The 20,116-nt window shown below is 60.5% G+C and carries 14 protein-coding genes and 1 other RNA gene; 1 reads left to right on the top strand and 14 read right to left on the bottom strand.

Annotation, left to right across the window (positions count from 1 at the left end; translation table 11 throughout):
• Positions 1-6: 6 nt before the first annotated feature.
• The 10 genes from I1969_RS07890 to I1969_RS07845 all read right to left on the bottom strand — a co-directional run bounded on the left by I1969_RS07890 (position 7) and on the right by I1969_RS07845 (position 11,870).
• A complete protein-coding gene (locus I1969_RS07890) occupies positions 7-408 on the bottom strand; it encodes a PTS sugar transporter subunit IIA (protein ID WP_195234377.1) in 402 nt (133 codons plus the stop codon).
• Positions 409-624: 216 nt separating this feature from the next.
• Entirely contained in the window at positions 625-1,506 is an 882-nt protein-coding gene (locus tag I1969_RS07885; protein ID WP_195234375.1) for a PTS system mannose/fructose/sorbose family transporter subunit IID, read from the bottom strand.
• The gene (locus I1969_RS07880) at positions 1,499-2,281 is read right to left on the bottom strand and encodes a PTS mannose/fructose/sorbose/N-acetylgalactosamine transporter subunit IIC (RefSeq protein WP_195234373.1); all 783 of its coding nucleotides are present in this window, start codon (positions 2,279-2,281) and stop codon (positions 1,499-1,501) included. The genes I1969_RS07885 and I1969_RS07880 overlap by 8 nt, the downstream gene beginning before the upstream one ends.
• A 15-nt stretch (positions 2,282-2,296) precedes the next feature.
• Positions 2,297-2,785, bottom strand: a complete 489-nt coding sequence (locus I1969_RS07875; protein WP_195234371.1) for a PTS system mannose/fructose/N-acetylgalactosamine-transporter subunit IIB — start codon at positions 2,783-2,785, stop codon at positions 2,297-2,299.
• Positions 2,786-3,062: 277 nt separating this feature from the next.
• Positions 3,063-5,798 (bottom strand): PTS sugar transporter subunit IIA domain-containing protein, encoded by a 2,736-nt coding sequence (locus tag I1969_RS07870; RefSeq protein ID WP_195234369.1) that lies wholly within the window; start codon positions 5,796-5,798, stop codon positions 3,063-3,065.
• A gap of 303 nt (positions 5,799-6,101) precedes the next feature.
• Entirely contained in the window at positions 6,102-6,815 is a 714-nt protein-coding gene (locus I1969_RS07865; protein ID WP_217108349.1) for a response regulator, read from the bottom strand.
• A gap of 4 nt (positions 6,816-6,819) precedes the next feature.
• A complete protein-coding gene (locus tag I1969_RS07860; protein WP_195234359.1) occupies positions 6,820-8,445 on the bottom strand; it encodes a sensor histidine kinase in 1,626 nt (541 codons plus the stop codon).
• 113 nt (positions 8,446-8,558) lie between these two features.
• Positions 8,559-8,753, bottom strand: coding sequence for a hypothetical protein (locus I1969_RS07855; RefSeq protein ID WP_099432344.1), 195 nt, complete (start codon positions 8,751-8,753; stop codon positions 8,559-8,561).
• Positions 8,754-8,814: 61 nt separating this feature from the next.
• Entirely contained in the window at positions 8,815-10,842 is a 2,028-nt protein-coding gene (locus I1969_RS07850) for a KUP/HAK/KT family potassium transporter (protein WP_195234357.1), read from the bottom strand.
• Positions 10,843-11,000: 158 nt separating this feature from the next.
• The gene (locus tag I1969_RS07845; RefSeq protein WP_195234355.1) at positions 11,001-11,870 is read right to left on the bottom strand and encodes a nitroreductase family protein; all 870 of its coding nucleotides are present in this window, start codon (positions 11,868-11,870) and stop codon (positions 11,001-11,003) included.
• 213 nt (positions 11,871-12,083) lie between these two features.
• On the opposite strand from I1969_RS07845, the gene I1969_RS07840 reads away from it, so the two are divergent.
• Positions 12,084-14,384 carry an LTA synthase family protein gene (locus I1969_RS07840; protein ID WP_195234353.1) on the top strand — a complete coding sequence of 767 codons (2,301 nt, stop codon included), beginning with the start codon at positions 12,084-12,086 and terminating at the stop codon, positions 14,382-14,384.
• A gap of 557 nt (positions 14,385-14,941) precedes the next feature.
• Here I1969_RS07840 and bilS read toward each other — a convergent pair.
• The 4 genes from bilS to ffs all read right to left on the bottom strand — a co-directional run bounded on the left by bilS (position 14,942) and on the right by ffs (position 19,789).
• Positions 14,942-15,493: a flavodoxin family protein BilS gene (gene bilS, locus I1969_RS07835; protein ID WP_195234351.1), complete on the bottom strand. Its 552-nt coding sequence runs from the start codon at positions 15,491-15,493 to the stop codon at positions 14,942-14,944.
• 126 nt (positions 15,494-15,619) lie between these two features.
• Positions 15,620-17,479, bottom strand: a complete 1,860-nt coding sequence (locus tag I1969_RS07830) for an ABC transporter ATP-binding protein (RefSeq protein ID WP_195234349.1) — start codon at positions 17,477-17,479, stop codon at positions 15,620-15,622.
• Positions 17,480-19,354, bottom strand: coding sequence for an ABC transporter ATP-binding protein (locus I1969_RS07825; protein WP_195234347.1), 1,875 nt, complete (start codon positions 19,352-19,354; stop codon positions 17,480-17,482). It lies immediately after the preceding gene.
• A 339-nt stretch (positions 19,355-19,693) separates the two neighbouring features.
• Positions 19,694-19,789: signal recognition particle sRNA small type (gene ffs / locus I1969_RS07820), an RNA gene on the bottom strand.
• Positions 19,790-20,116 lie beyond the last annotated feature (327 nt).

Below are 20,116 nucleotides of genomic sequence, written 5' to 3'. Positions count from 1 at the left end.
TCTTATCTATTCGTCGGCCTCGTCATCTTCGACCTGAATGGTGTTGAGCAGCTTGATGGACTGACCGGCCATGGCAATGGCCTCCTCGATCCCCTCGTTGGTAAGAGGCATCGGCGCCAGGCAAAGCTCCATAGCGAGCACAACGTTCACGCCGGCAACCACGAACACATTAGGTCCCACATAGGGCATGAACTTCTGGTTGACGCTGCCGGCAAGAATATCGGTCAGAACAAGTACCTCGTCATCTGGGCCAAATCGTTCGAACACCGCGGCGACCTGAGGCTCGAGCGGCTGATCGTCGACATAGGCGCAGATAACGTGGAAGTCGCATTTGGCACCCAGGAATTCAAGCGTGTCGGCAAGCCCCTGAGCAAACCGATGATGCGATGCGAGCACGACGTGTCTCATAAACTATCTCCTTGAATCGAAAACGACGACCCATGTAGTGGCGGAACATCGTCTAGACGAATCATCCCATAGCAGCCGCCGCGGCGTGTAGGAAAGATGCGGCGGCTGCAATGGAACGGTTCGAGCACGAACCGTTGCCACGGGATGGCGCCCGCGGCACGCCGGGAGGCTCGGGGAAGGCCTCCCGGCAAAAGGAAGGAAACAGGTGGAAAGTGCTTAGACGGCGAGGATACCGAAACCCGCGCAGACACAACTCACAGCCAGGATGCCCAAGATGATCCAGTTGAGCTTAACGCCCTTCTTAATCAGCTTGTAGACGAGCACCGCAAGCAAGACGGCCAACAGGTTGGGGAAAATCTGGTCGAGTACGCCCTCCTGGATGCCAAGCGAGATCTCACCATACGCAAAGGTAAGCGGCGTGGAAATCTTGACAGAGCTGTAGATGAGCGAACCCACCACGGTGAGGCCGAGAATCGAGGCTGCGTCAGTAAGGACATTAAGCTTATCGCCCATCTTAGTGACGACGGAGGCACCTGCCTTGTAACCCTGGACGTAGTTCTGCATGCGCCAGAAATACAGGGCGACCCACATGGCGATCCAGAGCAGGATGCCGACAGGGCTTCCCTGCTGAGCCATGTAGCCAGCGATGGAGCCAAAGATGGTCATGGGCAACAGCCAGATAAAGACGTCACCGATGCCCGAGATAGGACCCATGAGGCCGACCTTGAGGTCGTTCTCGGCGTTGACGCCGTTGAGATGTCCCTTATCCTCGATGGCGAGACCGGCGCCAAGCAGCAGGCCCGAAACGGGAGGAGTCGCGTTGAACACGCAGTCGAGCTGATTCAAGATCGCAACGTTAAAAGCGTCCTCGTCGTTGCCATAGATCTTGCGCAGAGCATAGTACGAGGCGAACATAGCGCACGGGGCATTCTGCGTGGCATAGGAGTACGCAGCAGTGTCCATGAGGCACATACGCCTGGAGCAGATCTTGAGATCCTCGTCGGTCAGGACAGGCTCGTACGTGCCATCGGGCAGCTGAACGGGAGCGGATGCCTCATCGAAATCCTTGAAATCCTTGGGCTTGAAGAAGTTACTCATCTTCGAGCTCGCCTCCAATCTCGGCAACGGCGACGGCGGGGGTCTCAGACTTGAGACGGAAGTACTCGATAGCGACGACGGCACCGAGCAGCGCGATGGGCAGGACGGAGAGGTTGAGGTAGGCAGCGAGCACGTAGCCGGCGATCAGGAACGCGTAGAACTTCTTGACCGGCATGAAGGTCAGAAGGATGGCGAAGCCGGTGACAGGCAGGACACCCGCGGCGATGGAAAGGCCGCCGGTGAACCAAGCGGGCATGAAGGCATTGATGGCCTCGACCGCGGACTTGCCAAAGGCAAGGACGATGACCATCGGGAGCGCACCCTGGAGGAACAGCCACACGTGGGACAGGAAGCACGAGGCAAGCATCTTCTTGTAATCGCGCTTGACGGCGTAGCCGCGGATGACCTTGAAGACCCAGGAGTTGTAGATCTTGAAGATGACGTCGAGCTGCACGTAGAGCATGGCGACGACGACACCGATGGCAAGACCGACGGACACATCGTCGTTGCCGGTGATGCAGGCCGTGACTGTGGCGACCATGCCCGCCATGCCGTAGTCGGGAGCGGAGGAGCCGCCCAGGCCCACGGCACCCATGGACATGAGCTGGATGGTACCGCCGACGATCAGGCCGACATTGGGATCACCCAGGATGATGCCAGTGAGCCAGCATACAAGCGCATGCATGTTAGGAATCATCTGGGTAGCGTACCCGTCAACCGTACGGAAACCCGCAAGGATGACAAGCAGGGCAAACTGAAGTGCGTTGACTTCCACGTCTATCACCTTTCCTTACAACGAGATGAACTCTGAGATGGGCACAGGTTTGTCGGTGGTCATATAGCGGACCTCGACCTTGGTCCCAGAGGCTGCGATCTTCTGATAAACCGGGATGTCCTCCTCCTTGATGAAGGCGCGGCGCCCCGCTTGGACGCCCGGGGTGCCCTCGGGGGGAAGCTCCGTGAGCCCCAGCGTGAGCACCGGGATCTTTTGCCCAGCCTCGATGAGATCGAGAAACGTCTGCGGATCGCGAGCGATGGTAAACACGGTATGGTTGTCGTATTTACCGGCTTTAAAATTGGTGAGGGCCTTCTCCTCCGTGATAATCGAAAGTGCCTGACCCGAGGGCTTCGAAAGCTTCATGGCGGCTTTCCGCACCTCGTCATTGGCCGTGGCGTCGTCGATAATCATCGTGCGCTGCGTGGCATAGGTGGGACACCAGAAACCCTGGACGATGCCGTGCAGGAGTCGATAATCGATGCGCCCTGCGACGATGCTCATTGCAACCCTTCCTTTCCAAACTTGCGGGGTCAAAACCCGCTCCCTTGAGAGGGCAGCCGTGGTAATCATGCGCCCTCATCTCTTGCTGACCCCAAGATAGCGGCACGAGTCCCCTTGCCGGCCGGCAACGCGTCGAATCGACAGGCGCCCCTGGGTTGCAACAACCCAGGGGCGCAGATAAACAGGAATTGTGAAGTTATCGACAGTTGAGATTCAAATTGACGATATCAGTGTCGAAACATATGCCCGACTGGCATATACCAGTCGGGCATATGAGCTACTCGTCCTCTAGGATCATGCCCGCAATCGTGGCACGGCCCTTGGCGTCGCTCATCTTGACATGAAGCATATGGTGCACGTAGGAAATCTCGGACACGGGAATCTCGACACGGTAGCGCCTCGTCATGTCGGCGAACGCCTCGCGGAACCACTCGATGAAATCGGCATGGTCGCGTTCAAATGCGTCGGTATCGGGTGCCTCATCCACAAAGTTCTTGGTGACCAGGCGTTCGATCAAGCCGCAGAGATGCACGTAGACGCCAATCCTGCGACGCGCATCGATCTCCTCGCCCGAAAGCTCGGCCAGGCGTTTGACGGCACGGTCGGCTTCGATGTAGAGCATCTCGGGATTGAGAATCGTGATCGACTCGATAACGCTCTTGAGCGTAAGGTTGCGAAGAAGGTTGGAATGAAACTCCGCAACCCCCTCGGGATCGACGAGCGGGAACAGCGCCCGATCGAGCGCATCGGAGCTTCCCTGGTACAGGATATCCTCGAGCCCGACAAAGGGAACAGAGGCGACGCCGGGGTCCATCGTTCCCACGATCGCCCTGATCCGATATCCATCGAACAGGGGCGCGGCATCGCCCTTTTGCGCCAGCATCGAATAATCGCAGGTGACAAGTTGGACGTTCGGCCTTCCCGGAAGGCTATTCTGCACGATGCCGCGGATCTTATCCGCCGCATCGATTCCCGACTCGGAGCAAAACGCGACAGCATCGTTCTCACGCGAGCCGCGTACGATACTGTATCCCGGAGCGCACACTTCGCCAGCACGGTCGAGCACGCCCGAAAGATCCGCATGGGCGATGAGCGCGCTGCCCACCTCGAGAGCGAGCCCTGTCGACACGTTGTTAACAATGTGGATATCGCAGGCGGTAAGCCCGCTGACGGCGTCGTTGATCTTCTCCAACGAGCCCATGTCGACCAGAATCGCCATGGATTTGCAATGCGCGTAACGTTCGAGCAGACGCGACAGCTGTCCCACAATCTCGGTAACATCCTGGTCATACGTCATATCGATTGCCTCGAACACGTGCGTCCGTAGGATTCGATCGGCAGCATCCGCGATACTCGTGGCGGTCGAATAACCGTGGCAGACGATCACACCCAAATAATCCCGAGGCCCGCCCGTCGTACGCAGGGTATCCCCCACCTCGATGAACAAGATCAACTGCGACAGATCGTCAAGCTCCATGCCCAGGGCGATCTTGGTCTTGACGGCAACCTGCTCGACGACCGTCGCCGTGCCCGGCTGGTTCTTTGCCAGTAAGTCGAGCGCGCGCTTGATGCAAACCGTATTGAGCTGCCGCCATTTGACAAGGTTAACCCCGCTCCATAGCAAAGTAAAGAGCGATTGGGCAATCGAACGCGTTATCTTGCGCGTAAGCTCAATACCGTAGGCGCGGTTAACCTCTTCGACCATCGGCCCCAGCAGTTGTTCATATGAGCTGATGCGAGGGTTCATGCTCTGGTTCTCAAAGTTCATGTAGTCATCGTAGGCATGCACCGACATAGCCGCACCGGTGAAAAACTCCGTGAAGCTGATTTCCCCCGCATCGAGTGCGTCGACCGGATCGATAATCTTTTGAAAGAACCCGATCGCACGGGCGGAAGGATCGTTAACGTCCTTGTCGCCGCTGATGATTCGGTCGTCATCGGGCTCGGGCTCAGCATGACCGATCACACTCGATGGCAAGTTGTATGTCTGGATGGTGAGGGTCTCGCTATCGCGGTTGAGATAGGCGCTGGCGCAGCAGTTGGTGATACACGAGCGCAAGCCATCGATGTTATCCTTAAAATCGGCGTTGACCAGGGCCCTCAGAGCGCCGCGGCTCACAGCAATATCGGCACCCACGCGGCGGCCTTCGACACGAAGGTAATGCATGACAAGCGACGTTCGCTCCTCGACGCCACGCTCCGCGAGCCGAGGAAGACTGACCAGAATCGGAACGCGGCGCGCGATAGCGCGCACAACATCGCTATCGACCGAGCGGTTGGTCGACAGGAGAAAACGGGGCGGCCGAACATCGGTCCCCTCGTCGCTATCCCCGCTTCCGATCCGCTGGAGTATCCTTTCGCGGGCCGCGGCGGACACATGGTCAAAGCAGCTCAAGTAGACCACGCCACCTTGGGCCTCATACTGTGCGCCACTTTGCGGCCCCTCACCAAAGACCGCCCCCTCTAGATCGGCATCGCGCCCCTCGTAGCAGGCACAATCGATATGGATGTAGCGAGCTTTCTGGGGCAGCGTGCCGCTGTTGACGCCGTACTCGAACGTCAGCTCACTCATAAGCTGCTTTCCGGTTCCATGCTCGCCCACCAAAAGCGCCGGCAGCCCATGAGGGGGATAGCGGATCGCGCTTTTCAGATGATCGATACACGTGCCGCAACTCAGCTCGAAGCCGATCGCCTTATCGAAATCGTGGGCCTCATCCATGCCAACGGTCTTGAGCAGGTCCTGCATCGAGGCAAATTCGAGCTTATCGAGCTTGCAGCGAAAATAACGCTCCGCAGCATGGCGGTGGAGAAAAATCACGGGACGCGTGTTCACCTTGATCGCAAGTCCCTGCCGCACGAGCTCGTTGAGATACTGGCTGGCGAGACTTCGACTCACGTGGCATTCCGCGGCGATGTTCGCCGTCGTGAAAGTCCTAACGCTGTCGATATTGAGATCGCGCGTAAGCCTATCGAGCTTCTCGAGCACTTCCACCTTGGTGTCGTATGAAATCATGCTGGGCCTTCCGTGAATCGTGCAGACGCTCACGATTGTAGCCCCATCCCCGGACTGCCGACACAATTCGTCTTCAGAGCCATTTTAGTGTCGACGGACGCCGTGAGATGGCTTTTTAGCGCCTTCGCCCTGTCGACCCATCGCCAGCAAGTACAAACATAGCATCCGGAAGAACTTGAGGGCAGAGGACTGAGTCCAAGGGCAAATAAAAAAGTTGCGGTGGAATAGCTCCCGAAAAGCCTCCTAAAGGACAAAACCAGGAACTATTTCACCGCAACTCATATTGGGATGGTGGTTGGCTATCTAGCCTTGGGTGACTAGGCGGTAGCCAATGCCTACGTGCGTTTGGATATAGCGCGGATGCGCGGGGTCGGACTCGATCTTCTTACGCAGTGTGCCCATAAAGACGCGCAGGCTCGCCAGGTCGCTCTTGGTCGCCGTGCCCCAAATCTCGTGCAGGATAAACTGGTGCGTCAGCACCTTGTCGGCGTTGTGCGCCAGCAGACACAGGAGCTTGTACTCGATCGGCGTCAGATGCAGCTCCTCGCCATCCATCGTGGCGATGCCGGCATCAAAATCGATATGCAGCTCACCGGTATCGAACGAGCCCTCGGAGGCAACGCCGCCCGTTTGCGCATACGAAAGGCGCCTGAGCGTCGTGCGAATGCGCGCGAGCAGCTCCTCGACCGAAAACGGCTTGGTCAGGTAGTCGTCGGCACCGGCATCGAGCGCCCGGATCTTGTCCGCGTCCTCGCTGCGCGCCGAGACCACAATGATTGGCATGCCCGACCATGTGCGCACCGACTCCACCACCTTGACGCCGTCCATATCGGGCAGGCCCAGATCGAGCAGCACAATGCTCGGCGCCTGCGACGAGGCGGCGGCGATGGCGGCATGGGCGGTCTCCACAGCCATATGGCGCAAGCCGTGCGCCTCGAGCGCGGCAACGATAAGGTTGCGGACGGCGGGGTCGTCCTCAACGACCAAGATGAGCGGTTTTACGGCAGAGTTCGGCACGGCGCTACTCCTTATCAAACGAAACATCGGCGACGGGAAGCTCAATCGTGAAGACCGAGCCGTGCGGATCCGCCGCGGCAACCTCTATGCTACCGCCATGCGCCAACGCAATGGAGCGGCAGAGCGAAAGCCCCAGGCCCACGCTGCGGTGACTGTCAGCCAAGCCGTGGTTGGCGGTATAGAACGACTCAAATATGCGCTCACGGTCCTCGGGTGCGATGCCCGGCCCGTCGTCAGCGACCGAACACCTCACGCACCCGCCGTCAGCGCCAATCGAGATCACAATATGCGAGCCTGCGGGCGTATAGGCGATGGCGTTGTTCACCAGATTGACCACCAGCTGCACCATCAGGCGCGCATCGACGTTGACGAGCGCCGGCTCGTCGCACGGCACCACCTTAAGGTCGTGCTCGCGCACGGCCGGGTTCACGTGGCGCAGCGCCTCCTCGACGATATCGTCCATGAGCTCGAGCGTTGTCGACAGATGCATGCCGCCGCCCTCGAGCTTGGTGATGGCAAGCAGGTTCTCGACGGTGGCGTTGAGCCACAGCGCATCCGAGCGAATGGATAGCAGCAGGCCGCGGCGTGTCTGAGCATCGAGCACCGCGGTGCCGGTCGAGCCCTGGTCGAGCAGCACGTCGGCATTGCCCGAAATACTGGTGAGCGGCGTGCGCAGATCGTGCGAGATGGAGCGCAGCAGGTTGGCACGCAGCTGTTCGTTCTTGGCGAGCACCGCCGCCTCCTCGCGGGCCTCCATGGCGCGGGCGCGATCGAGCGCCAGCTCGCCCTCGCTCACGATGGCATCGGCAAGTGTCCGCTCCTCGTGCGTCAGCACGTCGGGCTCGGCAACGATAGCCAGCACGCCCACCACCGAGGCGGGATCGCCCGCGCGCACCATGGTGTCGCCCGAGCGCACGGTCAGGTAGATGCCGTAGAACGCCGAGCCGCCGTAGGTGGCATCGAGCGGCGTTCCCACATAGGCGGACGCCGAGAGCCGCGGCGGCATCTGCGGCACCAGCTCGTGCACCGGCGTGGCATCGCCCACGGCCGTGTACGTCGCGCGCGGCAGCAGGTCATCGTCTTCCGGATCGGCGCTGTACCACACGACCGGACAGGCTGAAAGACGTGCCAGCTGCGTTGCCATGGCATGCACGATCTGCTGCTGATCGGCGCAGCGCTGCAGCATGCGGTTGGTCTCGAGCACCATCTGCGTGCGGCGGTCGCTGGCGGCGGCCTGCGCCAAGGCGCGGCGCAGGGCCAACGCAATCGAGCTCGACACGAGCGAGACCGCAAACATAATGAAGAACATGCCAGGATAGACGCGGTCGATAAACGACAGCGAGTAGCGCGGATCGACAAACAAAAAGTTGTAGAGCGCCACGGCGGCAGCCGAGCTCAGCAAGCAATACAGGCGACTCCAGGTAAAGAATGCGCACAGCTGAACGGCGAACACATAGACGATCATGATGCTCGGCGCGAGACCCGGATGGTCGAGCAGCGTGCCCACAATCGTCGCCGCGACCAGCAGCCCCGCCGACACGCAGACGTCATACAGAGGGCTGCGGCGCGTCAGCGTTGTGCGCCGCCACCAAAAGCTATCGGCAAAATCGCCGTCCGTACGGACGTCCATCAGCGCCCCGCCCCTCTCTCAAAAACAAAAACCACCACAAAGGGGACAGGCACCTTTGTGGTGATTTTCCCTTGTGGTGGTTCCAAGTGTATAGCCTTTGCAGCCTGCGATCGTTAGACAAACAGAACGTGCGCGAGCAGGGCGCACACGCACACCGCTCCAAATACCAGTGCCACGATCGAAATAACGCGATCGGCCATGTCCATGTTGGCACGATTCGTAAAGAACCGATCTTCGGCGGCGTCGGCGCGTGCCTCACGCACCATCTCGGCAACCACCTCGCGGCCATCAAGCATCTTTGCATCCATGTTTGCCTCCCCGGCCCCAATCTTGTCCATCGAAAACCAACTCCATGCAACCCGTCGGCGCCTACGGGCGCTCGTTGGGGGCCAGGCGCTGCATCTTGCTCACAGCCTTAAACTTGGTGAACAGCGGCACATACTCAAAGCTCACGTTGGAGTTCTCCAGGCCGTACCAGCGCGCCGGCGTGCCGGCGGCGCGGCGGATGATGTACTTGAGCGTAATGGCCGTACGCTCACTCGGCTCCACGTCGCTTTCGGGTGCCAGCAGCTTGCGGATCATGACGAACTTGAACGTACCGATGTTGCCCGGATCCTTGTAGACCGAGTAGTCATGCGTCTGCGCCGGCAGCTCGCCGGTGGCAGCCAGGTCCTGAACGACCTGACGCAGGTAGGCATTGACGCGCTGGTTGATCTTGTAGCCCAGGTACAGATGCACGCGGAACACGTAGTCGGTGCCAAACGTCTCGACCGAATAGGCAAAGGTATGCGGCTCGTCCATGGTCTCGACATTCACGAACCACCAGGCGCGAGCGCGCTTGGGATGCTTGTCCAGAATCGAGTAGACGATATCACGGTCAATGTAGTCGGTATGGGTGTCCTTGGTCAGGTACACGATGTTGTCGCTCAGGCGCTCGTAGCGATCGTCATCGCGCAGGCGCTTGAGCTGCGGCAAGTAGCTGCGCAGCGGCAGCAGCGTAAACTGGCGCTGCTCGACCGCCGTGCCGTTGTACCAGCACACCATAATGCCCATGATGAGTGCAGCCATGAGGATGGTGAAGTAGCCGCCGTGGAAGAACTTGGTGAGCGAGCTCACGAAGAAGAAGCCTTCGAGCAAAAGGAAGAAGGCCGCGAAGATCCACGGAGCAACCTTGAGCTTGCGCTCCTCGTGCAGGTAGAAGAAGAGCAGCAGCGTGGTGCACATCATAGTCAGCGTAATGGCAAGGCCGTAGGCGGCTTCCATATGCGCCGAGTTCTGGAACAGCAGCACCACGATGACGCAGCCGACAAGCATGACGTTGTTGACCATGGGGATATAGAGCTGGCCCTTGGTCTCGGCAGGGTAGAAGACCTGCATGTGCGGCATGAGGTCCAGACGGCTGGCCTCGGACACCAGCGAGAATGCGCCGGTGATGAGCGCCTGCGAGGCAATGATGGCCGCGACGGTGGAAAGGCCTACGGCAAACGGGCGCAGGCCCGGGGCGAGCATCTGGTAGAACGGGTTGAGATCAGCAATGCCCATGAGCTCGGGGTTGGCAGCGTTGTTCATAAGCCAAGCGCCCTGGCCCATATAGGAAAGCAGCAGGCAGCACTTAACGAACGGCCAGGTAGCGTAGATGTTGCCGCGGCCGACGTGGCCCATGTCGGAGTAGAGCGCCTCGGCACCGGTGGTGGCGAGGAAGCAGCTGCCCAGAATCATGATGCCTGCGTGGTTGTTGGGGCTCAGCAAAAAGGCGATGCCGCGCACCGGGTTGAGGCACAGCAGCACGGCGGGGTGCTGGAAGACAAAGAACAGACCCGTGCCGCCCAGGAACAAGAACCACAGCGTCATGATGGGGCCAAAGGCGTGACCGATCTTGGCCGTACCGATGCGCTGTACCAAGAAGAGCACGATGATGATGGCGAGCGTAATGGCGACGACGCGGCCCTGGTCATCGCCCAGCACGGCATGGACCGCCGGGATGGTGCGCAGGCCCTCGATGGCCGTGGTAACGGTAACGGCCGGCGTCAGGATGCCGTCGGCGAGCAACGCGGCGCCACCCAGCATGGCGGGGATGATAAGCCACTTGCCGCAACGCTTGACCAGGCTGTACAGGGCAAAGATGCCGCCCTCGCCATGGTTATCGGCGCGCAGCGAGATGAGCACATACTTGATGGTGGTCAGCAGCGTGACCGTCCACACGACAAGGGAGAGCGCGCCGAGCACGAACTCCTCCGTGACGCTTCCGATGCCGCCGTTGCCGGCAACGAGCGCCTTGGTTACATACATAGGGCTGGTGCCGATATCGCCATACACCACGCCCAGCGTGACGAGCATCGCCGAGATGCTCACAGGAATCGCAGCGTGCGAGGCTGCCTCCTTGGCCTTTTGTTCCATAAGCCGGTTTCCTCCCAACTTTAATGTTCGAAGGGATTATAGGCAATCGGCCCATGTTTTAATGCACTGTTTTCCCAGCTAGATAAACATTTATACGGCCTTTAGGCCACCGCGGCGATATGGAATGTGACAAAGTGGCTGTCCCTTTGTCACATTCGTCATTTTCCGAGCCAGTTTTTGAACCACCACTCCATGGAGCGGCTCATCTCGGCCATAAAGGGGCTCGTGTGCTTGCGGGTGTAGATATCCACGACGCGCTCGCCCACCTCGCGGGCGTGCGGGCGAAACATCGTGTCCATCTCGGCCACCTGCGCGTCCATAGTCGCGTCGTCCGCACGGCGGTAGCGTTCCTCGTGCACCAGGTTCACCACGGGATGCGCAATGGCCGGGCGCTCTTTGCGAGGCGTGCCGATGATGAGCATCGACAGCGGCATGGTATAGGGCGGCAGATCGAGCAGCTCGGCAACTTCCTCGGCATTCTCGACGATATCACCGATGTAGCAGCTCCCCAGCCCCAGGGCCTCGGCGGCAACCACAGCGTTTTGCGCAGCGATCACGGCATCCTGGGCCGCGATGGCAAAGTCGCCCAAACCCGGCGCGCGGCGGGGCGCCTTGCCCGTGCGCTCGACAAACTCGGGCTCAAAGCAGCCCACGTGCTCAAACAAATCGATCCACTTGGCATAATCGACCACAAATATTAGTGCCCAAGGCGCCTTAGCGATCATGGGCTGGTGGTCGCACAGGTCGGCAAGACGGTCCAATGTGGCCTGCTCTCGAATGCTTACGATGGAATACATCATCATGGCGCCCGCCGACGGCGCGCGACTCGCCGCATGCAGGATCGCCGCCCGCTGTTCGTCGGTCACCGCTACGGGACGGTCGTCGTCATCGCGCGCAAAGGCACGCGTAGAGGAACGGTGCTCCAAGATGTCCAGCACCGCGTTGCCCGTAGTCTCGATCGGATAGCCGCACGTATCGACCGCCGCTCCGTCGCCGCCCATGTCCGCCTTGCAAACCTGCTCGCTCATCGCCCTACCCTCGCCATTTCTTTAAGAAGCCTTTACGTTTCCGTGTAATTCCCGTCCATTATCGCGCAGGTCGCCGCTACATTGCGCAACACCGCCACGCACGCGCGTTATTATGGCTGGTTGTTGTGCGCAGTCACCAAATGCAGCGCATAGCTTGGTAACAATCGGGTAAACCCCCGCTTTCGTAGGTTTTAGTTTGTGAGGAGTCTCAGCATGTTCGCTGCCGCCATCTCGCTCGTCGGTCTTGCGGCGACCGTCTACCTTGTCTTGCGCGAGGCCAAGGCCATTCGCGCTCAGTCGGGCACCGTCGCCAAAAGCGCTCTTGGGTGGAGCGTCGCCTTCGGCCTGTTCCAGCTCTTTTTGACCATTTGGGGCGCCATTGGCCTCGTCGCCCAAAACGAGCCGCTCGCCTTTGTGATGCTCATCCTGACCAACGCCATCCTCACCGGCTGCGCTTGGGCCAGCATCGCCCGCGACCGCATCGCCCCGCGCGTCTTTGCGTTTGCCGCGCCCGACGCCCCCGCCCCCACCGGCAAGCTCGCCCGCCTGCGCGGCGCCTTTGTGGGCAAACCGCTCGTCGCCGCCGTCCTGTGCCTGCTGCTCGCCGGCGTCTTTGCGCTGCTGGGCATGGAGGTCTCGTCCAACCACGACTTTACCTGGGTCTACCCCCTGTGCATCCTGCTCGAGTGGGCCATCATCACCGTGCTCATGACCGGCTTGTTCTTTCTGTTCCAGCGTCATGGCGCAGCTCCCGCGGTCCTGGCCTTTGCCCTCTTTGTCCTGGGCATTGCCGAGTTCTTTGTCATCACGTTTAAATCCATGCCCATCCAGCCGGGCGACCTTTCGGCCATCTCCACCGCCGCCGCGGTCGCCGGCACCGGCTACACCTTCTCGATCTCGCTGTTCTGCGTGCTATCCATGGGCTTTACCGCCATCGCCATGCTGCTGTGCGAGTACGCCGGCCTGGTCGCGCCGCACCGTCAGAAGGGCGCCGCCAACGCCAAGCGCATGCTGCTCACCAACCTGCTCGTGGCGGTGCTGTGCCTGGGCGGCGTGACCGCGCATGTCACGCTCATCGACTACTACAACACCCTCGGCATCACCGTCTACACCTGGCGTCCGCTCGAGAGCTACTGGCGCGAGGGCTACCTGCCTGCCTTTATTAGCGCGGCACAGTCCATCAAGCCGCCCAAACCCGCCGACTATTCTGTCGATGACGCCAAGGCCACGCTCAAAAAGTACGCCAAGGCCTACGACAAGTCCGACGCCGCCAAGAGTGACGAGCGCACCGCCGCAAAGGAGCAATTCGACAGCGAGAAGCCCACGGTCATCGCCATCATGAACGAGACGTTCTCGGATCTGTCGATCTACCAGAACATGCGCGCCGGCTACGAGGGCCCGCAGTACTTTAAGAGCCTGTCCAACTGCCTCAGCCGCGGCAAGCTCTATGTGAGCGCCTACGGCGGCGGTACCGCCAATACCGAGTTTGAGTTTATGACCGGCAACTCCATGGCCAACCTGGGCTCGGGCGTGTACCCCTACACCATCTACAACATGGAAACGACTGGGAACCTGGCAGAGCAGTTCAAGTCGCTCGGATATTCCACCACGGCCATGCACCCCAACCACGCGACCAACTGGAACCGCGAGAACGTCTACAAGGACTTTGGCTTTGACCAGTTCCTATCCATCAACGACTTCCAGGGCGCCGATACCCTGCGCGGCATGGTGACCGACCAGGCGACCTACGACAAGATTCTTGAGCTGCTCGACCAGAACGCCGATCCGCAGTTTATCTTCGACGTGACCATGCAGAACCACTCGGGCTACGACACGGGCCTGCTGCCGGTCGACAAGCAGATGCACCTGAACATCGACACGACCGACCTGGACGCCAAGACCGTCGAGGACGGCACGCTCTCCGATGTCGACGAGTATGTCTCGTGCATCGAGCAGTCCGATCAGGCGCTTCGCTACTTCCTCAACGCCCTGAGCAAGCTCGACCGTAAGGTGGTCGTGGTGTTCTGGGGCGACCACCAGCCGTTCTTCCCGTCCAAGTTCAACGATAAGTGGTTTACTGGCGAGGATGACGCCACCCACCAGGAGCGCCTGTGGCAGACCGATTACATCATCTGGGCCAACTACGACGTTGCCGGTTGCGACCAGACGAGCGAGACCGACGACCTGTCCACCAACTACCTGTCCACCCAGCTTATGCAGCTGATCGGCGCACCGCTGACCGACTACCAGAAGGCGCACATGACGCTGCGTGAGTCGCTGCCCGCCATCAACTCCGTGGGCTACGAGGACGCCAGCCTGCGCTGGGCGCTCTCCTCCAACGTCACCGGTGACGACGCCGCTGCCGCTGCCGCCACCAAGGCGCGCGAGGATTACGCCAAGATGCAGTACTACGAGATGTTCCGCGACGGCAAGAACGTCTATACGGAGCACTTCCAGACCGAGGCCAACGAGACCGACCCCAACCTGGCGCCGGGTACTACTAAGATCAAGTAGCGGGTCCTTCGACCTGGTTCGTCTGCCCGGCGGCGCGGAATGTTAGGTTCCCTGCTCGGGCAGTCCTGCTCGCACGGAGAGCACATTAAGTGCTCTCCGGCTCGTGCGGAACTCGCGATGAACCTTACGTTCCGCGCCGCTCGGGCAGACGCCTCGGTGTTGAGGCGTGGCTTTTCATGAGAGCATCCGCAACATATATAAGTTGAAGGCCACGTCATGTGGCCTTTTTTTCATCCGGAAACCGTGTCCCAGAATTCACGTTCGGAGTGGGATGCAGTTTCCGCTTGTGGCTCCGTTGGGAAACCTCATCCCACTCCGATTGCAAGTTCCGGGTCGCACTTTCCGATATCCCGCCCATCCGGAAAGCCCGTCCCACTCTGACTACATCCAGCGAGCGCATGCGAGCGTGTCGTTCAAGACGGCCTCGTCATCGGGGTGATGGAAAATGTTACCCCAAACGCTTGCCACGGAGCGGTCCCCTGTCAAGAAAAAAGCCTCGAGAACTTCGAGGCTTTCACGTTTGTATTGTTTTGCACGAAGGACCGCGAACGGCGAAGCTACTCGCCCAGCACGGCCTTCTTGGCCGCTGCCGCCATATGGTCCAAATCATCCTTGGTGGGATGGTCCTTTGCGGCAACCCAGTTGTCGAGCAGCAACTTAGCGCGGGCGTTGTCGGGATCTTGCTCGAGCATGGCCTCGTAGCGCTGTTTGACCGCGGGGCCCATCTTGCCCTGGCACATTGCCCAGCCCACTAGCTCGGCATCATCGGCCAAATTGGAGGTCACACGATCGATAATCTGCTGGTAATATCTCTGACTGGCACCAAAACCGCAGGTACCAAACAGAAAGACGCGTTTGCCGTGCAAGGCGGAGAGCAACGCCGCGACCGAAGGCGTGCATGCGCCCTTGTCGCACCAAAAACCGACGAGCACCATGTCGGCCGCACAGGCGCCCTGCGCCTCGAGTGCAACCTGATCCGCATCCGCATCGTCGCTCAACGCCGCGGCATGGACAAACTCGACACCCGCAGCCTGCAGAGCGCGCTTGATCGCGCCCGAAACCATCCTGGTATTACCGCTCTTGCTGTTGACCACCAAAGAGCACGTCATAGTCACGTTGCCTCGTTTCCCCCAAAACTAAAGCCACTAATGCAATTTATTAGATGAATATCTTAGTACTAACGTGGCAGATGTAAACCACCGTCTGCCGATTGATTCATTTGCCCCACGTCTTGCTTACTGGGCGAATTGGCTGCGGTAGAGCTCGGCGTAAAAGCCGCCTGCCGCGAGCAGTTCATCGTGCGTGCCGCGCTCGATAATCTCGCCATCGCGCATTACCAGGATGCAATCGGCGTCGCGAATCGTCGACAGGCGGTGTGCCACGACAAAGCTCGTGCGGCCAGCCATGAGCTCGTCGAATGCCGCCTGCACCTGCAGCTCGGTGCGGGTATCGATGCTCGAGGTCGCCTCGTCCAGTAGCAAGATAGCCGGGTCGGTGAGCATGACGCGCGCGATGCACAGCAGCTGTTTTTGACCCTGGCTAAACGTGCCGCTGCCCTCGCCGATCACCGTATCGTAGCCGCCTGGCAGCTGCACGATAAACTTATGCGCATGAGCGCGCTTGGCGGCCTCGACAATCTGCTCGCGCGTGGCATCGGGGCAACCGTAGGCAATGTTTTCGGCCACCGTGCCCTTAAACAGCCAGGTGTCCTGCAGCACCATGCCAAAGGCGCGGCGCAGGCTCGCACGTGTGTAGTCACGCGAGGAGCGACCATCGACCGCGATGCGCCCAGCATCGATATCGTAAAAGCGTAGCAGCAGGTTGATGAGCGTCGTCTTGCCACAGCCCGTGGGACCGACGAGGGCAATGCGCATACCGGGCTTGGCGTCGATGCAGATATCCTGCAACAGTTTGCGATCGGGCACATAGCTAAAGTCCACATGCTCAAACGAAACCTCGCCCTTCGGGGCGGCGAGTTCAATGGCATCCACAGCGTCGGGCTCCTGTTCGCACGCATCGAGCAACGCGAACATGCGGCGCGCCGAGGCGTACGCGGTCTGGATCTGCGTGATGACGTTCGTGACCTCGTTGAACGGCTTAGTGTACTGGTTGGCGTAGGACAGGAAGATCTGCACGCCGCCCACCGTGAGCGTCGCGGGCACGCCTGTGATCACGCCCGCGCAGCCGATCACGGCGACCACGGCGTAGATGATGTTATTGATAAAGCGCGTTCCGGGGTTGGAAAGCGAACCCATAAACTGCGCGCGCTCGCCCGCCGTATAGAGCTCGGCGTTGAGGACATCGAAGCGCTGTTGAGCGCGCGGGCCGTAGGCGAAGGCGTCCACGAGCTTTTGCTCACCCACATACTCCTCGATATGACCGCCGAGTTGGCCCTGGATGCGCTGTTGAGCAGCAAAGCTCTTGTTGGAAAGCTTGGCGATGGCACCGGCCGCAAAGATGGAAAGCGGCGTGACGAGCACCACCACAAGCGTCATGGTCAGGTTGATGGAGAGCATAAATGCGAGCGTGCCCACGATGGTGATAACGCCGGTAAAGAGCTGCGTAAAGCCCTGTAGCAGGCCGTCACCCACCTGATCGACGTCGTTGACCACACGGCTCATGAGGTCGCCGTGGGCATGGCCGTCGATAAAGCTGAGCGGCATGCGGCTGAGCTTGTCGCTTGCCTCCACGCGCATGTCGCGCACCGTCTCGTAGGACAGGCGGTTGACGCAATAGCCTTGCAGCCACTGGAAGGCCGCGGCCCCCACCACGACGAGGGCGAGTTTGGTAACAAGCGGCAGCAAGGCGTCGAAGTCCACCTGACCCGCCGCGACGATGAGGTCGATGCCCTCGCCAATGAGGATGGGCGTATAGAGTTGCAAGACCACCGAGATGGCGGCGCTCACAAACGACGCCGTAAACGAAATGCGATGCGGACGGACGTAGCCCAGCAGGCGGCGAGTTACCGCGCCCACGGGGTAGCGTTCGGGATCACCGGGCTGACGCGGGCCGTCACCCAAGTCGTTGAGGCTATCGTTGCCGGACACGTTGGCCGTCATCGTGGCGACCGAACCGGAAGAAGTATACGGATTCATTTAACAGCCCTCCTTTGCGCAAGTGGATGCCGGGGCAGCCGGGGCGGACGCGGGACTTGGGACGGACGCGGGCATCACGCTCCCCTGCTGACCCTCGAGCTCCTCGCGACGAAGCTGCGACTGGCAAATCTCGCGATAGAGTTGGCAGCTTGCGTACAGCTCGTCGTGCGTACCCAGGCCCGCGACCGAGCCGTGGTCGAGCACGCAGATCATGTCGGCATCGCGCACGGTCGAGACGCGCTGGCTCACGATCACCGTGGTCAGCGGGATCCCGCCCGCGGCGGCACCGCGTACGCTGCGCTCGCGGATGGCGTGGCGAAGCGCCGCGTCGGTCTTAAAGTCGAGCGCCGAGGCGGAGTCATCCATAATCAGAATCTGCGGCGAGCCCACCAGGGCACGCGCAATGGTCAGGCGCTGGCGCTGACCGCCGCTGAAGTTCTTGCCTTCCGCCTCGACCGGGGCGTCGAGCCCCTGCGGCTTGTTGCGCACGAACTCGCTCGCTTGCGCCATATCGAGCGCCGCCCAGAGCTCCTCGTCGGTCGCCGACTCGTCACGCCAGGTCAGGTTGCTGCGGATGGTGCCGCTCACGAGCGACGCGCGCTGTGGAACAGTCGCGACCACATGGCGCAGCTGATCGAGCGGCCAGGCGCGCACGTCGGCACCCATTACGCTCACGCTGCCGACGCCCGTGTCGTACAGGCGCGGGATAAGCGAGATAAGCGTCGACTTACCGCTACCCGTGCCGCCGATAATGCCGAGCGTTTTGCCCAGCGGCAGCTCCAGGGTCACGTCATTGACGGCGTTGGCGGCGCCCGCGCCAAAGGAGAAGCTCGCTTGGCTCAAGCTCAGCGCGGGGACTGGAGCAGCGCCACCCGCCAGTTCGCTCGGCTCGGGCAGCGCAACCGGTTGGTTGCCCTCGTCGGTAATGCTCGGCACGCAATTGAGCACCTCGTTGAGACGCGACGCACTGGCGCTCGCCTTAGTAAAGACCACGACCAGGTTGGCGACATACACGATGGAGGTCAGGGTCTGCGTCATGTAGTTGACGAACGCCATGACCTGGCCCTGCGTGAGCTCGCCCACGTTGACCTGGACGCCGCCCACCCACAGGATGGCGCACACGCCCAGGTTCATCACCAAAAACGTGACGGGGTTGAGAATCGACGAGAGCTTGCCCACCGCGATTGCGACACGCGCCTGGTCATCGGCCGCCTGGGCAAAACGCCCACGCTCGTGACCCTCGCGCACAAACGCCCGGACCACGCGGGCGCCCGAAAGTCCCTCGCGGCAAATAAGCGCGATGCGATCGAGCTTTGCCTGCAGCTGTTTGTAGTACGGGATGCAGCGCGCCATGACAAACCAAAACACCAGGCCGATGGCGGGCGTGCAAATCAAAAAGATGATGCCGAGCTTAAGGTCGATGGCAAGGGCCGCGACCATGGAGCCCACCGCCAGGAAAGGCCAGCGGATGAGCATGCGCACGCCCAGCGCCACAGCTAGCTGCACCTGGTTGACATCGTTGGTGATACGCGTGATGAGCGACGGCGTGCCAAAGCGATCGAGCTCAGCATAGCTCAGCTTGTTGATGTGCTGGTAGAGTGCGCCGCGAATGTCGGTACCCATACCCTGCGAGGTGAGCGCCGCCATCTTTTGGCAGACGAGCGTAAACGAGATGCCGATCACGGCCATGGCGGCAAGTACCATGCCGTAGTGGACGACAGCGTTCACATTGTGTGCGCCGATGCCCTTATCGATCATCTGGGCAATCACCAGCGGCGTCAGCAGGTCAAAGATCACTTCAATCAACTTGCACGCAGGGCCAATCACCATATACCGGCGAAATTTACCACCAAAACGCCCGAGCAGCTCAATCATAAAAAGGCGCTCCCTATCATCATCTCAATTCAATCTGATTCATGATAGTACGGAGAACCCTGGAGATGCGTAAGCAACTCGTTACAGATGTAAGGGCAACGGTCACTAGCGCCCAAGGCACGTAGCAGCCGATGTTTTGGCAACGCCAGCGAGCGGCATAACGCCGGGGATTCAATTATCAGATAAATGTGACCCTTCAGGCGGTTTTGGTCGGCTACCCGCGAGTGCCGGCAGGGCGCTTGGTAGTCGAGCGATCCCGCAGGCGAAGCCGAGGACCAGCAAGACACCAAGCGCCCTGCCGGCACTCGCGGGTAGCCGCGGCACCAAAAAACGCCTGCGCACTCGATGGATTCGGATGCCCGACAGAGGCTCCTTATGGCTGCTTCCTTCCGGACCTGACCAGATTCGGAACATGTCGTCATCCGAACCCATCGAACGCGCTAGGCGCTCGGTATATCTTACCCGCTCCAGCCCGATGGGGCAAGGTGGCTAATTTGGGACGGGGCTTTTTTGACTACTTGGGCAATCAGATCGACAGGTGGTCAAATAAGCCCCATCCCAATTAGACTGGTCTGACGCCGTGCCACGAAAGGGGCCTATCTACTACGTTTAAGCCGCGGGGGTCAACCATAGCCGGCTTTTTCAAAAATCGGCAAGCCGTCTACCTGCACTGATAATTGTTCTCGGGGGAAGCGGGCACTGCGGGGCGCGGCAACGGCGCGCGATTTCCGCGTCGCAGCGCTACCCTGATGCTGAATGCCG

Origin of the sequence: Collinsella aerofaciens (assembly GCF_015548375.1) — a bacterium.
Lineage (GTDB): Bacteria > Actinomycetota > Coriobacteriia > Coriobacteriales > Coriobacteriaceae > Collinsella > Collinsella aerofaciens_AB.
The sequence above is the reverse complement of the archived record's forward strand: the minus strand, read 5'-3'. Positions and strand labels throughout refer to the sequence as shown.